This is a genomic window from Natrinema hispanicum (genome assembly GCF_900111485.1).
Classification (GTDB): Archaea; Halobacteriota; Halobacteria; order Halobacteriales; family Natrialbaceae; genus Natrinema; species Natrinema hispanicum_A.
In genome coordinates, this window is sequence record NZ_FOIC01000021.1 from 29,289 (window position 1) to 45,843 (window position 16,555).

A 16,555-nucleotide genomic window follows, 5' to 3' on the forward strand; every position below is an offset into this window, starting at 1 on the left:
GGAATATATCATCCTCACTGTTGGTAATACTGTATTACCGCCCGAGAAGCGCTGACATCCGATCGATCTCGAGCGTTGGTGCCCGGTAATACAATTTTACCACCGGATGACCGGCCGATCACACCCAAGAGCTCGCGGTGGCTGAGCTACTCAAGGGGCTACCACGAGTGTCGAAGCGAAAACAGAAACTAAAGTATGTTGCGAGAGAGCACGGATCGTGGAGGGGATCAACGATGATCCGCGCTGGGGAGGGGAGTCGCGTCAGCGGGAACTGCTAGACGGAGAACGTCGCGTCAGCTGGGTCCGTATTCGCGGTGTCGTCTCAGAAGAGGATTTAGTTCGACGCGCCAGATGCGGCTTCTTTCGGGGAGGTCGGGACGCCGTCAGGGATCACTGCCTCGGGGCTGGTTCCGACGTTGTTGCCGAGGTTGACGTTCGAGCCGGAGTGTTCGGCGATGCCCGCCTGTTTGTCGTAGTCGGATTTTTTGACGACGACTTCGGTCGGCTTGCCGTTCGCACCGGCGACGATAGCGTTGTTCTGGCCGTTCATCTCGAGCTGGCAGTTCTCGACCTCGATCGTTCCGGGTGCCCACGCCCAGATCCCGCGGCCGACGTAGCCCTCGCTGGTGTCGACGTAGACGCTCGAGTTCGTGACCTTGCTGCCTTCAGTGGCCAGTCGGAAGTGTGAGACATAACAGTTCGCGGCGAAACTGTTGTCGATGTGGATCGTCCCGCCACCGTTGTTACCGGGGGCCGAGCCGTAGATCGCGTTGTCCGCGAAGCCCTGAATGTTGACGTTCTTGAAGTCGATGTGGCCGGAGTGGTCGGGGGCGGCCCAGAAGGCGGTCTGGCCGTGTCCGTTGGGGTTGCCGTTACCCGTGCTCGCACCGTCGCCGAGGTAGACGTTTTCGACGGTACAGGTGCCACCAGCGGTGTCGGAGATGCCAAATGTAGCGGTCCCGGTCCCGGACGTGTTCTGACCCTTGAATCCGATGTTTCGGATCGTCCAGTTGCTGCTGTGGGCAGTGACAACAATGTCCTGACCGGTCGTCATGTCGATGAGCTTGTTTTCCCAGGTCTCACCTGCGTCGATGGTGATCGTCTGTCCCTGGGCTTTGATGACCTCGTAGTCGTCCTTGGCCGCAGCGGAGCCGGCCCCACCGATCGCCGTCGTTGCAGTCGCCACCGCGGCGAGCGAACGAACGTAGTTGCGGCGGGTTAATCCGGAATTACGGCCTGTTGTCGGAGTAGATTCCGTTTCGGACGTACGGGGATTCTGCGCCATACAGTTCCGTAACACCACCTTACACTCATAAACTTTTTCTTGCTATCATCTTTAGGATTTTCAGACAATATTTCTAACACTGCACGAATACACACAAACTACGAGTTTTCAATCTCGAAATTACGAACGAATCAGCGCCCGATAGCCACCAGGAAATCACAGCGTTCCTCGGGAAATCAGTGAATACATCGACCAGAAGCGCTACCTCGGCCGGATTCAGCAGGCGGCTGACAGACTGTTACACAGCGAAGTAACGTTGTTTCACACAGGCAGCATCGTCTTTCACGGTCACAAACCGGTATTACTGCCGGTCGATCGGCCCCTCGCGTCACACAACTGCTGCTCGAGGGATCGCGTGTGCGCTGATCGATGGCCAACGGTGACGGGACGGCTGTCACGTCGACTGACGGCAATCCTACGCCGTGGCGTTGACCGCCGTGGTGTTGGTCGCCGTCCTGTTGACTGTCGTCCCATTGACCGTGTACATTTTGAACTCCTCGTTTGAGATGACCTTGTTCACGTCCGGTTCGGTGTCGAGTCCCTCGAGTGCAACACGGTCGTAGTTGAGCCCTTCGTAGATATCGATCTCTTTGGTCCGGTCCCATTCCGTGAAGACGAGGTAGTACTTGTCGGCGGGATAGGCCCCGGTGTAATTGCCCGCCGAGAACACACTGGCGTTGGCAGTTCCGGTCGTGGCCGACGCGCCGCTGATCGTCCCGCTACCGCCGCCAGAAACGCCGTTGATTCCATGATCGTACCGGTATGGGTCGTACCCCATTCCCGCGTAGGGGACGCCCTCGGCCCCGTGGCCTAATGCATCCTCGTACCCGCTCATCATTTCGTCGGTCACGTGCTGGCTGGGGTTGTAGATCAGCGGCGACGTAAACACCGTCACCAACCCGAGGACGAGACAGGCACTGAGCACCAGTGCGACGACCGCGTTCGCACCCGGCCTCGTGATCACGCTCGAGAGGCCGCCGGTAAGCCGTGCAAAGGCGATTCCGGCGAGGATTGTCAGGAGCACGTAAATGAACCCCATCTGTCGGAACGCCATCGTCGGCGTCCCGAGGAAGTAGACGAGGAACATGCCGGTCAGCGGGAACAGCGAGAGCGAGACGTAGTTGACGAAGGATCTGGGCTCATCGTCGAGACTCGTTCGGCGGAGCCAGACGACCAGAATAAAGAGGCCGACGATAATCGCGATGATCGTCTTATCGAGGAACATCTTCACGAACAGCTCGGTGAGACTCCCACCGATCTCGGTCAACGACGTCCCGCGCTGGTTGACCGTTGAGTTCCCGCCGACATCCTGTGCGAGAAGCCCGGTGACAAGCGCGACGACGGCCTGCCTGAACCGCTCTTTGCTGAGCGCCCAGATGCCAAAGAGGGCACCGAGTGAGATCGTGTGGGCGTAGGTCGTCGGATGCTCGAGCATCGGATGGTCGTCGAAGCGCCAGCGGGCCAGATACTGGATACCGCTGACCGCGCCGATGAGGACGACGACGTTGATCATCTGCTGGGGATGGACGACGAGGAGCGCGAACCCAGTCAGAAGGATAAGAGCGCTAAACGGCGAGATATCGAGGGGAAGCTGTTCGACTGTCGAGCGCCGTCGGAGGTAGGCAACGAGCGCGAAGACGGCAGGCGGCACGAGAAACAGCGCGTTCGAGTTGGTGTGGACGGCCATGTGTGTCGCGATATTATTGACCGGCAACACCATCCAGGAGACGATCGCGGCGATCCCGACTGCCAACTCGCTGCCAGCCATCCCACGGACGACCAGCGGGACGAACACGACGAAGGGGACAAACAGGACGACCATGCCGATCAGGAGGCCACGCTCGATCGAGATACCGCCGACGAAGTGAAACACCGTTGCGATCGCGTGCAATCCCGGATAAAAGAGCTCGTGGGGTTGTGTCGCGCCGGCGACGATGTCTCGTGTCAGCCCCAGATGCGTGAGCGCATCGCCCATCCCGGCAAAGCGGTAGTTCCGCACCAACGGCAGGCTCACGATTGCTGTCACTGTCAGCGCGCCGAGGCCGATCCCAACACCCTGCTGGCGACCACGACAGACCAGCGTCGTTCCAACGGCAATCGCAAGCGCGAGCGCGAAGCCAGCCCACGTGACCGTCGGCGTCCCCACGTAGACCGACGCCTCGTAGGCAGTCGCAGGGTTCGCTCTCGCCACGAGGAGCCCGATCGCAACCGCGAGAAAGCCGACCGCGACCGTCATTTCGATCGCCGATCGTCTCATGGGGGGTCACCCGGTGCGGCCGAACCACTCTCGAGACGCATGTATTGGCCCAGTCGTCGCCGCTGCCGTGGATTGTTATAGGGATCATACCTGCGAACACAGCCGTCGTCGCCGTTCGTACAACAGTGTGAGAGACTGTCACAGCTCGCGCGCGCGTCGAGATATGCTGTCCCTGTCGATCGGGGACGACTGCCTACAGCTCGCCGTCTCAGCGTGCGGCCGTTCAACGGTTCTGATGGTTTTTGTAGCCGGTCGTGATCCAGTCTGGACGATCCGACTACGTCCTATGTCATCGATTATCATCGACGAGATTTCAGCCCACGGCGACCGCCTCGAGTGTTCGATCCGCAGTTCAGCCGCCCTCGAGCGGTTTTTCACCGACGAACCGTTTCGCACCAGCTACGACGTGTCGATCGAGGACGTCCCCGAGGGCGTCCTCGCGATTCCGGTGCTCGCACAGGTCTGTCCGGTCGCGTGGGCCAACGGAGCCGACGTCTACGTCGACGAGGTCGACGCGACGTTCGCCCGAGCACTCGAGGACGTCCAGGCGTCGCTGTGTGAGATGTACGACTTTCTCGAGGGCGGGACGCTCTACGCCCGCAGCACGATCGAGCCTGAGCACGAGCCAGGCGACGAGAGCGGCCTGCTCTTTACCGGCGGCGTGGACTCGACGTGTTCGTACGTCCGCCACCGCGAGGAGTCGCCGACGCTGATCAGCATCCGGGGCTGGACGATCACGCCGGATGCGGCCGACGACGAGAAGTGGGACGCCCTCCGCGAGCGCGTCTCTGGGTTCGCTGCCGATCACGATTGTGCGACCGCCTTCGTCGAGTCGAACATGCTCTCCTTTCTGGACCATCCCATGCTGTTGGCCCACTACAAGCGCTACGTCGACGGCGGCTGGTACAGCTCCGTCGGCCACGGCCTCGGACTCTTGGGCCTCTGTGCGCCGATGGCCTACGCACGCGGGATGACCGATCTCTACGTCGCCGCGACTCACTGGGACGGCATCGATCTCGAGTGGGGCTCTCGCCCCGACATCGACGAGCACGTCCGTTGGACCGGCACGGGGTGTCACCACGACGTCTACGAACTCACCCGACAGGAACGCCTCGACGTCATCGCCGACTACGTCCGCAACGAGGATCCGGACCTCCAGCTCCAGACCTGTAACAACCGCATGGACGGCAACTGTGGCGAGTGTGAAAAGTGTTATCGCACTGCCATTGGGCTCCGGCTCTCGGGTCTCGAGCCGTCGGCCCACGGCTATCCGTTCTCGGACGCGGACTATCATGACCTCCGACGCTCGCTCGAGCGCGGCGACTGGGTGCTTGGACAGGACGAACGTCACATGTGGGCTGACATCCGCGAGCGCGCTCGCGAGACAGAACCTGCGTCGTCGGCCGAGCGGACCTTCTTCGAGTGGCTCGAGACCGTCGATTTAGACGAGCTGGTCTCGTCGTCCGAACCGCCGCTGACACACCGGCTCTTTTGGATCGGCGCGAGAAACACGCCGAACAGCGTTTACAGTACGGTGTATCCGGCCTGGCGGACGGCAAAAGCCGGCCTGCAGTTCGTTCGGTCCGATCGATAGTCCCCTTCTTTGGCTGTCACTCGAGATACCCGAGATCAGCGAGTCGTTTTTCGACGCCCTCGTCTGCCGTCTCGATCGATCGATCCTCCTCGAGCCGTGGATACTGGCGCGTTCCAGCCGCCTCGACACACGGGAGAGGCTCGCCATCCATCCGTTCGTCGAATGGAACCCCGAGCGTCGAGAGGACGGTCGGCGCGATATCGAAGAGATGGGCATCCCCGACGCCAGCAGCGTGATCGATATCGTCGCCGTACGCCGCGACCGTTCCCTCGAGCTTGTGGTTCCAGGGCTCGCTCGGCGGGCCGAACTGCTCGTCTCGCAACGTCGCCGAGATGAAGTGTTGGAAGTCCGCCGGGACGGTCACGATGTCGACGGCGTCGTCGCTCTCGGGGCCGTGGAAGTACTCTTCCCTGCGCCCAACCGTCTCGAACACAGGGTCGCCATCGGGCGTCGTGACCGCTCGTAAGGCGTCGATAAGCTGTGTTCGGACGCTCTCGTATTCCGACGGCGGGACGACGCCGTCGGGTTCCCGCCCCTCGAGATTGATTCGGACGCCGAGTTCGATCCGCGAGCGAACGTAGGCGCTCGACGCACGGAAATCGACCTGGGTTGCCCCCGCGCTGACGAGCCCGGCCGGGGCATAGGCCGCGGCGAGGTCGTCGAGGCCGAGGCGTTCGAGGATCGCACCGAGTCGCTGGCTCGTGAGTCCGACCCTCGCGGCGGCTGCCATCGCCCGCTCGGCGACCCCGGGTTCGTACTCCGCTGCGTCCTTCCCTTCCTTGAGATTACCGTCGCGAACGGTCGCCCACGTCGGCATTCCCGTCCCGCCGCGTTCGGTTTCGACGAACCCCGCTTCGCGGAGGTACTCGTTGATCCGGAACTCGTGGCCGTCGTACGGCCCCATTCCGTGATCGCTGGCGACGATCACGTTCGTCGGCTCGTGGGCCTCGAGAATCTCGTTGAGTTGCCGATCGACCTCGCGGTAGATGGCGCTGATCGCTGCTTTGTCGTCGGGCCGCTTGTGAAAGATCGAATCAGTCGCTTGGAACTCGAGAAAGCCGAACTCGGGATCGTATCGGTCGGCGAGATACCGAAACGCCTCGCCTCGCATGCGCACGCAGTCACTATATTTAGTACCGAGATCGTCGGTATCGCCGTCAGGATAGACGCGATACTCACCGATTGCCCCTCGGACGTCCTCGAGCACCCCCTCGGGGTGGCAGTCCGGGTCCTCCGGTGCAGTGTATCCTGGAATCAGGGCCCCATCGAACGCCCGTGGCGGATACGTGACCGGGACGTTGACGACGACGCTCGTCACGCCGTGGCGATCGAGCAACTCCCACAGCGTCCGTTCGCGAACGTCGGTCGCGTTGACGACATCCCAGTCGTACCCATCGAACGAGAGAAAGCCATAGACACCGTGTTTGCCGGGATTCATCCCCGTGTAAAGCGACGGCCACGCCGAGGCCGTCCACGGTGGAATCTGTGACTCGAGGGCCCCGCTGGTTCCGTTCCGATAGATCGACTCGAGGGTGGGGACCTCGTTGTCTTCGAACAGCGGTGCCAGTACCCGATCGCAGGCAGCATCGATGCCGACAAGGAGTGTCTGAAGCGAAGATCCGTCGTCCATCGTCGATTCGTCCATCTCGGTCGGTCTTTGTTATGCCTTAGATTACCAACAAGAAAAGACTGTGTTCGAATCTATCCTTGGTCGGCAGTCACGAGTTGATTGCCATCATGCGTTCGCCAGCTGAAGTAACGACCGTGTACCTGTCTCGACTGGCTTGCGCTCGTCCGTCTCCAGTGCTGACCTACAGTTCACTTGACGCTATCGTACAGCGATGCGATCGTTTGCATTCCCCACGTACCGTGTTCGAGGCTGTAGTATGTCCGCAGTTCGGGGTTGAACTTCGCTTTGTACCGGTTGATCCGGCGCGTATCCGCGCCGATGAGATCGTACGTCTCGAGGCCACGCGCGCGTCCGTCTTGCATGACTGCCCAGTCGAGGAGGTCGTTCGTCGGGAGGTCGACATCGGCGTCGGTCCGGACGCCACCCATCCACCGGCCCGTGGTGTCGCCGTACTCGAGGGCCACGATGCCACCGACGAACTCACCGTCGACACGGAGCGTGTACGGTCGGACGTGGCCGTTTGGCGACCGCTCGGCGAGATCGAGAATGAACTCGACCGGTACGTCGAAGCCGATCCCCTGTGATTCGTAGCGATTCTGGACCTGCTTGTGGATCAGACGGAGCTCCTTGGAGCCGCCGACTGCAATCTCGTAGGCATCGTCGTCGGTGTTGCGAATGTTGCTCCGTGCGTCGCTGCTAAAGCTCATCAACAGGTCGTCTTCCTCTCTCGCGAGGTTGACCACGTAGGTATACTCCGGTGTCACGTCGTACGCCTGCCACTTGAACGGACGTGCGTCTTCGAAGGCTGTCGCGGTGCGAACGTGGCTGTACTTCGGATTCAATTCGGTCTCGATCCACTCGAAGCAGCCGTCGATGAATCGCTGTCGCCGCCGTTCGCGCTTTCGCTGTTTCAGCTTCCCCATGTTTAGAAACGCCGGCCCGAGATACGGCACGCGGAGATGCGGCGGCGGCGAAAACGCCGTCGTCACGAACTGCTTTTTGATCTCGAAGACGGGGAAGAGCCCGACCGGTTCCTGTCCCTTGAATCCGATCAGCGGATGCAACGTCGCACCGGCGTGGTCGGCCTGGACCTGTAGCGCCTCGAGTTCGTGACAGAGCGTTCCCTGTGGCGATCGCTCGACGTATCCGTTCCACTTCTCGAGGTCGTCGTCGGTCGCGACGCGGACATCGATGCTCATGGCTGCGGTCCCCCGCTGTCGGTCGGCCGTCTCGATTCGCTCGTCACGGTCCAGTCCATAGGGATCGCCTCGCGTCAGAGCTACTTTGTAAGCAGCCTGTTTCCTGACTCACCACGAGACAGGTGTGATCGTCTCATACGGTCTGCTGTACCGATTTACCGGTGCAACCGCAGGACGGGTCGCGGTTGCACCAGAAATGACTTACAGCAGACCGTATCAGTATTCGGGAGACCGGTCGGTGTCGGCAGCACGCGTTACGGTGGTCCTACCTGCGGCGATTGCCTTCTGCCCATTCCGCGTTGTTGCCACCATCCCCTCAACTCAGCCGCTCGTAGAGCAGCCGGTTCCAGCGAACAACGAGCCGACAGCCCGGCCAGCCGTCGACGATCCAGAGCCCAACCGCTGTGAGGGCAATACCGACTTGGACGAGTAGATACGGTGTCGGCTCGAGCGCAAGCACCTCTGCGAGATATGGGCCGAAGTTGTGACGGAATCCCTCGAGCAGGCCGCCGTGATCGCGACCCTCGATGATGACGACTGGCCAGAGGAGGTGGGAGATCGTCCACTCGCCGCTCGAGATGTAGCTGGGGATCACATCACCCACGAGGTGAAGCGGATACCCAATGGCGAACGCGAGTCCGAGCGCGGGTCGACCGTATTCTCGAGCGACCAGTCCCGCAATGGTCACGAGCGGGACAGTGATGAATATCGAGTGAGCGAGCGCGTAGCCGGAGTGAAACACGTCGAACTGCCAGGCCAGCGTTTTGTCGACCACGTCCGGCAGAACGGATGCGATTAGGACGACCGCCGCTTCGTACTCGCCGGGCGCGTCCCGGTAGTGAGCGTGACAGACCGCCGAGTAGACGAGGTACCCGAAGAGTGCGTGTTCCCACGGCCACATAGCTGGTTGGACGCCGCTGTCGATATTGATAATGGCGCTGATACGCGATCGCGCGGGATCGTTATCTTACAAGTAACAATGGCTAGGGGATGCGAGCGACTGATAACTGCCAAGTACAATGAAAGGCCTCCCGTTTCAGCCTGTCTCGACCCTGCGTCGGCGAAGCAAGCGCCTCGCTACGGTGATACCGACTGATCTGATCGGTGTCGCTGGCTTCACTGTCGTCGCGACTGTGGTCTTGGTCGTTGCGAACGTGTCATCACCGGTGGTGCGAGCAGCAGTCGGATTTCCGTTCTTGTTTCTCGTGCCGGGCTACGTGACCGTTGCAACGCTCTTCCCGCGAGCGACCCCCGTTCAGGAGCCCCAAGCCGGTCGTCGTCGGTTCATTCAGCAAACGCAGGCGTTGACCGACATCGAGCGTGGGGCGCTTTCGTTCGGACTGAGTTTCGCGGTCTTACCGCTTCTCGGGCTAGTCATTGCGGCAACGCCGTGGGGGTTCACCGGTCCGGTCGTCGGTAGTGCAGTGGCCTGTTTTTCGATTGTCGGTACGAGTCTCGCTACTGCCCGCCGACTGTCCGTTCCGCCAGTCGATCGCTACCGGGTGAGATTCGGTCGGCGGCTCGAGGCCGCTCACACAGCGGTCTTCGGCGCGAAATCGACACTGCAGGTTGCTATCAACGTCGTACTCGTCCTCAGCATGGTGCTTGCGGTGACGACAGTCGGCTATGCGCTCGTCTCTCCACAGGAGGGCGAGCAATATACGAGCCTTCGACTGCTCACCGAAAACGAGTCTGGAGAACTCGTCGCGTCGGGGTACCCGCCGGAAATCGAACCGAACGAGTCGGTCCCGTTCGTCGTCGGTGTCGAGAACCAGGAGCAACGAGAAATGACCTATACTGTCGTCGTGCAGGAACAGCGATTCGTGGACGGCGAGCTGGTCGAACGGACGGAGCTACAGCGGACTGACATGCAGGTCAATCAGGGGACGACCGACTACGTCGATCAAACCGTCACGCCAACGACCGAGGAGGGGACCGTTCGAATTGCTGTCCTGCTGTATCCTGACGGGACACCGGAGACACCGACATTCGAGAACGCCTATCGGAACGCATACTTCTGGACGACTGTAGCTGAGACAGACAGTACTGTGCCCGAAGGCGGTAGCAGTGAGGACGAAACCGATTCTACAGACAATGAGACCGAATCCAGTGACACGGACGATGGGATCGGCGATCCATTCGACGGCATATTTGACGACGATGTGGCTGCCGAAACCGAAAGCGAAGCCGGACCGGCTGATGAGGCTGCCGAAGACGAACCGGACGACGAGATCGATGACGCCGAGGCCGAAGGTGAACCGGCTGACGGAGCCGATGACGTACCGATAGACGACTGATATCGCGTCTCGAGATCGCGCCGCAAGTAATTCGGCCTGATCGGTGTGATACATCGGCGGAGGTGGTGACACCATCGACACTGCGGCTGCGACCGAGACGCGGTCGACGGCAACGAATCCGTCCGCGCCACTGGTATCGCTGACTCCGGTCGCTTCTCCGCTGGTCCTCGCTCGAGCGCACCGAAATCCGGTCAGTGCCGGATAATCTCCTCCATAACAATAGCTTGCTTCCTGACTGACTCGAGTAGCAGACACTTCGATAGAGAACACAACCAATATCATGAGAATAAGTAACAGAATTCCCGCACGCAGTACGTGCGTGCTCGTTATCACGAACGTTGTGATCGTGTTTGGAACGATAATTGGGGCTGGCATCGTCACTGCCCAATCGGTGCCCTCACAATCTGACGGTCAGTATGCAGTCGTTCAGGGGGACGAGTGTGTCACTATCGATCCGCTTGGCAACGGCTCACAATCCGTTGAGGCGTTTTACGACTATCGAACGCCGAATACCGCGCCTCGTTCGTACAACTACAGCTCGTACGGCACGACACATCTTCAGGAAGACGATACGAGTTCGCTGTTCCTGTACGAGGGACGTGATGGCATCAGTCTCGTTTTGCTTCACGACCAGCACGCTGGCGATACCGCCGGTGGTGCGGTGACGATGGAGTTCACTGGGCTGCCCGACGCCGGCGAGTGGGTCATTGAGGACGATGGCTATGAGGGACGTGATGACGAATTCATGCACGATCGCACCTCGAGTCGCATCACGTGGGTGTATACCGATGGGCGGAACGACGGAGCTGTCTTCCGCGGTGGCCTCGATGACGACGTCGAACTCACGATCGATCCCGCGTTTAACGACGCAGCCGATTTCCGGCTGTACGAGGGCACGATTACCGACTGGCAGGTGCTGTCGGCGACCGAGAACGGCTACGAACGGACCTCGCTTGACATGACCGAACCGATCGAGATCCGATCCGACGGCTGTCCCTCGGTTTCGGTCACCGAACTAGAGATCGACGACAGGGTGACGACTGGTGAGTCCGTTGCTATCACGGCGACCGTCGAGAACGCCGGCCAGCGAACGGCGACAACGGCAGTTCCGATCACCGTCGACGGCGAAATCGTCGACGAACGGGATGTGACACTCGAGCCTGGCGAGACCACGACCCTGTCAACGACGACGACGTTCGACGATACGGGGACGTACACCGTCGCGGCAGGTGACCGAACCATGACGATGTCCGTCACTGGAAGCGGCGACGAGATGGTTGGATTCGGCGTTGTTGCCGTCTCGCTGGCAGCGCTGGCCGGTGTCCTGCTCATCCGCTATCGCCAGTAAGTCAACGCCACCTCGATCGCGACATTGTTCGAGCCGTGATCTTCTTCGCTCCTTTCAACTCGTGATTCGCTCGAGACGGAGGCTCACGGCAAGTGGCGACCGCATGTCCACGTTTGAGCGTCGAAGCGATTCGCTCTGCCCACCAGTATCGAAACCGAAAACGGCACTGATACTGACTACTGTCTGTCATTTCCGGTGCAACCGCAACCCGTCCTGCGGTTGCGCCGGTAAATCGTTACAGCAGACCGTATGAGAAATAGTGAATTAAAACACGTTTGCGGACCGCTCGCTGCCTTCATCGTCCACATCTCGTGACTATCGCTTCACTCCCTGAGAAATGATGACATAACAATTGGGATGAACTGCATCGGCATGGCTGAGGCGAATAATGTCACAACGATCCAGTAGCATGAACCCTGCAACGTACTCGTCGCTCACGATGTTTGCAGTCGTGGCCTCTCTCGTCGTCAGTTCGACGTTCGGCGTGGCTGCAGTGGCCGGCACGGCCACAGCACAGTCCGGACCAGACACGTATACAATCTCTCAGGGAGACCAGTGTACGACCATCGAACCGCTCGGCAACGGGCACCTGACCGTCGAGGAGTTCTACGACTACCGGACCCCGAATACGTCTCCGAGTTCGCACTCCTACAGCTCTCACGGAACGACTCATCTCCAAGAAGACGATACGAGTTCGCTCTTCTTGTATGAAGGCGGTGACGGTCTCAGTCTCGTGGTGCTCCACGATCGGAATCGCGGTGACTCCGGCGGTGGCGCAGCGACGATGACGTTTACCAACTTGCCAAAAGAAGGCGAGTGGGTCGTCGAGGACGATAACTACGATGGAGCCGACGACGAGTTCGATCACCGCGACACCTCGAGTCGCATCACGTGGCTCTGGTCTGAGGGCCGAAGTGACGGCGCTGCGTTCAACGGCGGCATGGACGACGACTTCTTGATCGAGATCAGCCCACGGTTCAACAGCGACGCCGCTACCGTACAGTCGACCGACGGCCGGATCAGTGAGTGGGACGCAGTCTCTGCGACCCAGACCGGCACCGAACGAATCTCGCTCGATATGGACAAACCGGTCGTGATCCAGTCCGGGAGTTGTAGCTCGCATACCGTGACCGAACTGACCATGGACGAGACGGTGTCGCCGGGCGAGTCTGCGACCATCGAGGCCACGGTCAAAAACGACGGCGGCGTCACCAAGAACGTTACCGTGCCGTTTACCGTCGATGGTGAGACCGTTGACGAACAAGAAGTGTCCCTCGACCCTGGCGAGACCGTGACGCTGTCGACGACGACCACGTTCGACGAAGCGGGCACATATACGATCGGAGCAGCAGACCAAACAAAGGATGTAACCGTCGGTAATGGTGATGGATTGCCCGGCTTCGGTGTGACTGCCGTGGCAGTGGCCGCGCTTCTCGGAACGCTCGTGGTCTATCGTCGCCTGTAGTCCGTCGTCGTCGTTCTCCGATCGGGCAAAAATCAGGAACACTCTCGACGTTTGTTTCTCACACGGTCAACGCGATCACTTGCCTTATTTACAGGACACCGTCGACATCCGCTTAGTGATCGACGACGTCACGATACACGTCGTGAATCCGTGGAGCCATCCACCCCATATTGATTTTCTCGGCCTGCTCACGCCCGTTCGACCGAGTTTCGCTGGTAAGAACAGTAGCCAGCGCGCGTCGAAGCTCCGCGTCTGTTTGACAGACGCTCGAGGGTGTGACACCCTCGAGTCGCTCACGGACATCGCCGACGTCGACGGAAATAACCGGCAGGTTACACGCCAGTGCCTCTTTGACCACGTTCGGCGATCCCTCACGGTCGGAGGTCAACAGCAGGCAGTCGGCAGCGTTCATATAGATCGGCATCTCAGCGTGTGGCACTTCACGAGCCGTCTGGAGGTGGACCGGTCCCGAAACGTCGTCACGAACCGCGTCGACGATTCGTGCCGCTCGTGGATAGTTTTTCACTGTACGCTCTTTCTTGTATGGAAAGAGCACGTGTTTCGCATCCGGGTCCCAGCCAAGTCGATCGATCGCGTTCGACTGCGACATCGGCTCGAAGATATCGAAATCAACCCCATGAGGAATCACGTGACAGTCCTGTCCCAACTCACGTTCCATCTGTTCCGACATGACGATCGTGGCATCACAGTAGGGCGCACAGCGTTTGCTCACCCAGCCGAGTTCACCGTCGAGATCCGTCCCCCAAAGCGAGAGCACGACGGGCAATCGCGGTTGCGCCAGTGCAAACGGCGCTGTCAGTCCGTAGTTCGCGTGAACGAGATCGTACGACCCGAGTGATTCAGTCAGCACCGTCGGATAGAATCGCACGTAATCGAGGACGGATCGGCCCGATTCCGCCGTCACCATCCCCGGTACCGAAACCGTCGTGCAGTCGATGCCGCGTTCCTCGAGGGCCCGTATCTGCAGTTCGAACGGTGGCGAGTTCGATTTCGATGTCAGATTAAGAACATTCATCTTCGAGTGGGTGTCTTTGTCCGGACGTTCTGGAGTTGGAGGTTTTGTTATGAAGCATCTGAGGTGGCAATCCGAACGCGTCCGTTACTGCCAGCGAACGGCTGATAATTCTGCAATCACCATCTGACAATCAGTTCTGTCTCAATTTCCGGGATGGCTCTATATCGAAGTTACTGGTATTCACGCGCTTCATAACAAGGTGTGGGCTTGCGAAGGTGCGAATAATGCCACAGGCGCGTTCGCGTTCGACACTGGGAGAGAGTGGACTCCTCGCAATCGGATTCCTCGCTCTCAGTGGTGCCGTTTTCGCCGCTCACTCGACACCGGCGACTGGATACGAGCTGTCCCTGTATACGAACACGCCACTCGCGTTCTGGATACTATCCGGGTGTGCGCTGTTCGTTTCCCTCCTCGTTTCTTTCGGGGCGACGACCGACTGGTACCGCCAGCTCGGGCTCGGACTCGGTGGTGGGTCCCTCGTGGCCTTCGTTGGACTTCCGATTCTTCGCGGATATCGGTTTTATGGTGCCGGTGATGCGCTTACCCATCTTGGATGGATACGTGGTATCCAGTCAGGGTCATTTTCACCTATCGAACTCGAGTATCCTGCGTTTCATACAGTCACGACCATCCTCTCCGTGATATTCGAGATCGATCTCGCTCATGCAGCGTTGTTCGTGATTGTCACTCTGTCGTCTCTTTTTTTCTTGTTTGTGACACTGTCGGTGTCGGTTGGACTTGAGAGTCCGTATAGCACGGTTATCGGTGCCTTTTCTGCCTTTCTGTTTTTGCCAATCACGAACCTCAGTACTTATCTCGTTCCTCACGCAATGTCACAGGCAATCCTGTTTTTTTCGGTCACTCTATACCTCTTGCTGAAGTACGTTGGCGGTGGGGCAGTACACCCTCTCCTATCTGCTATCGGAGTGCTCTTTGCGATCACATCGATTACGCTCGTCTTCTATCACCCACAGCTCGTCGCGCATCTACTCGTTGTTTTTCTTGGTATCTGTGTATTGCAGTATCTATACCGACGGTATCGTACAGATCATCCGATTGTAGACCATCGTCCGATCTACGGTCAAACTATCGTACTTCTGGCTGCATTTCTCGCGTGGACCACCCAGCATGACTTCCTTTTAGGCTCGGTCGAGTACGCTGTCTCCGGAGCCCTTGCGTACTTTATCGGAGGAGGGTCAGCCAGCGATTCGATCGGTTCACAGAGTACATCACTCGCTGAACTCGGTGCCAGCGCCACTGAACTATTTCTAAAACTCTTCAGCCCAAGCCTCGTATTTATCGGCCTGACCGGACTCTTGATGCTGTGGACGATCTGGGAGAACGATGGAACAATGATGCGGAAGACGAACGGTTTCGTTCCGTATTTCATCATCAGCTTGGCCGGACTGACCGGCGTTTTCGCATTGTATTTTCTCGGTTCCTACGGAAATATGTACTTCCGCGTGCTCGGGTTGATGCTAGTCCTGATCACGATCACAGGGTCAATTGCGATCGTATATGGTTTAACTACGTTCGCAAGAGAACATTTGCCAGCGGGTGTACACGGTATCGTCATTGTCGGATTGGGGTTCTTATTATTGATTTCGTTAGTGGCTGTGTTCCCATCGCCGTATATCTACAGCGCCTCCCCACACGTTACTGATATGTCTATGTCCGGTCACCAGACTGCCTTTGACAACAGAGATGAGAATGTGACGTTCGTCGGAATCCGTGCCGGACCGAACCGATACGCAGATGCGATACGCGGTGAATTGACTCGCAACCAGCAGTACGATGGGATAACTAGCGAGGAGATTGATAATGGACTCTCCAGACAATATATCGATGACCGATATTTGATCGTGACACAAGCAGATAAGGGTCGGGAACTACGTGCCTACCAAGAATTACGGTATTCACGGAGACAATTGAATTCGGTTGGTGGGCAATATGGCGTCAATCGAGTTGAGTCTAATGGCGAGTTCGAACTATACTATATCTACGGGATGGACGAGTAACTTCGATAATGACAACAAGAGGTTCTTTGCCAACTCTATTATTTAGTATAATATCTGTGGTGTATTTAACACCGAGTGTTATACGCTGAACAGGCGCAATACCACGGCCTTTAGGCCGTGGATACGCGCCGTCACTCAGTGTCACGCCCCACCGTCTCCGACAGGACTGGATATTCCACGGTTCTCAATCCAATCTTTTACAATTGAAGCAAGTATAAGCGATTATACAGCCGTTCCACGAATGCTGGAAGTCCATCGCACCCACCGAGCACGAATCCTCAACCGCTCACAGGTAGAGGACTCGCTCGACCGCCACGGATGGTCGGCCAGCAAACTTTGGAACGTTGCCAACTATCACTCCCGCCAAGTCTGGGAGGACACGGGCGAAATTCCCGACCACGAGGAGTTGAAACGCGAGTTGAAAGG

The 16,555-nt window shown here is 58.9% G+C and carries 11 protein-coding genes and 1 pseudogene; 6 read left to right on the top strand and 6 right to left on the bottom strand.

What is annotated here, in order from left to right:
• Positions 1 to 334 precede the first annotated feature (334 nt).
• On the bottom strand, positions 335 to 1,285 hold the full coding sequence (locus tag BSG09_RS15295) for a hypothetical protein (protein ID WP_092934610.1): 951 nt from the start codon (positions 1,283 to 1,285) through the stop codon (positions 335 to 337).
• A gap of 415 nt (positions 1,286 to 1,700) precedes the next feature.
• Positions 1,701 to 3,542 carry a hypothetical protein gene (locus BSG09_RS15300; protein ID WP_092934612.1) on the bottom strand — a complete coding sequence of 614 codons (1,842 nt, stop codon included), beginning with the start codon at positions 3,540 to 3,542 and terminating at the stop codon, positions 1,701 to 1,703.
• Between the two features lie 286 nt (positions 3,543 to 3,828).
• Between BSG09_RS15300 and BSG09_RS15305 the strand changes: the two genes are divergently transcribed.
• Positions 3,829 to 5,136 (top strand): hypothetical protein, encoded by a 1,308-nt coding sequence (locus BSG09_RS15305; protein WP_092934614.1) that lies wholly within the window; start codon positions 3,829 to 3,831, stop codon positions 5,134 to 5,136.
• Positions 5,137 to 5,152: 16 nt separating this feature from the next.
• On the opposite strand, the gene BSG09_RS15310 is transcribed toward BSG09_RS15305, so the two are convergent.
• From BSG09_RS15310 to BSG09_RS15320, 3 genes are all read right to left on the bottom strand, one after another.
• Positions 5,153 to 6,766, bottom strand: coding sequence for an alkaline phosphatase family protein (locus tag BSG09_RS15310; RefSeq protein WP_092934633.1), 1,614 nt, complete (start codon positions 6,764 to 6,766; stop codon positions 5,153 to 5,155).
• Between the two features lie 188 nt (positions 6,767 to 6,954).
• Entirely contained in the window at positions 6,955 to 7,965 is a 1,011-nt protein-coding gene (locus BSG09_RS15315; protein ID WP_092934616.1) for a lipid II:glycine glycyltransferase FemX, read from the bottom strand.
• A 316-nt stretch (positions 7,966 to 8,281) separates the two neighbouring features.
• Positions 8,282 to 8,866, bottom strand: coding sequence for a metal-dependent hydrolase (locus BSG09_RS15320; protein WP_092934618.1), 585 nt, complete (start codon positions 8,864 to 8,866; stop codon positions 8,282 to 8,284).
• A gap of 118 nt (positions 8,867 to 8,984) precedes the next feature.
• Here BSG09_RS15320 and BSG09_RS15325 point away from each other — a divergent pair, with 118 nt between their 5' ends.
• From BSG09_RS15325 to BSG09_RS15335, 3 genes are all read left to right on the top strand, one after another.
• Entirely contained in the window at positions 8,985 to 10,262 is a 1,278-nt protein-coding gene (locus BSG09_RS15325) for a DUF1616 domain-containing protein (protein WP_092934620.1), read from the top strand.
• Between the two features lie 391 nt (positions 10,263 to 10,653).
• Positions 10,654 to 11,610, top strand: a complete 957-nt coding sequence (locus tag BSG09_RS15330) for a CARDB domain-containing protein (protein ID WP_175542222.1) — start codon at positions 10,654 to 10,656, stop codon at positions 11,608 to 11,610.
• A gap of 388 nt (positions 11,611 to 11,998) precedes the next feature.
• Positions 11,999 to 13,075, top strand: a complete 1,077-nt coding sequence (locus BSG09_RS15335) for a CARDB domain-containing protein (RefSeq protein WP_092934624.1) — start codon at positions 11,999 to 12,001, stop codon at positions 13,073 to 13,075.
• Positions 13,076 to 13,187: 112 nt separating this feature from the next.
• On the opposite strand, the gene BSG09_RS15340 is transcribed toward BSG09_RS15335, so the two are convergent.
• Positions 13,188 to 14,111: a glycosyltransferase gene (locus tag BSG09_RS15340; protein WP_092934627.1), complete on the bottom strand. Its 924-nt coding sequence runs from the start codon at positions 14,109 to 14,111 to the stop codon at positions 13,188 to 13,190.
• A gap of 224 nt (positions 14,112 to 14,335) precedes the next feature.
• Between BSG09_RS15340 and BSG09_RS15345 the strand changes: the two genes are divergently transcribed.
• Positions 14,336 to 16,129 (top strand): hypothetical protein, encoded by a 1,794-nt coding sequence (locus BSG09_RS15345; protein WP_092934629.1) that lies wholly within the window; start codon positions 14,336 to 14,338, stop codon positions 16,127 to 16,129.
• 241 nt (positions 16,130 to 16,370) lie between these two features.
• Positions 16,371 to 16,555, top strand: a pseudogene (locus BSG09_RS21130) (RNA-guided endonuclease InsQ/TnpB family protein); the annotation flags it as partial.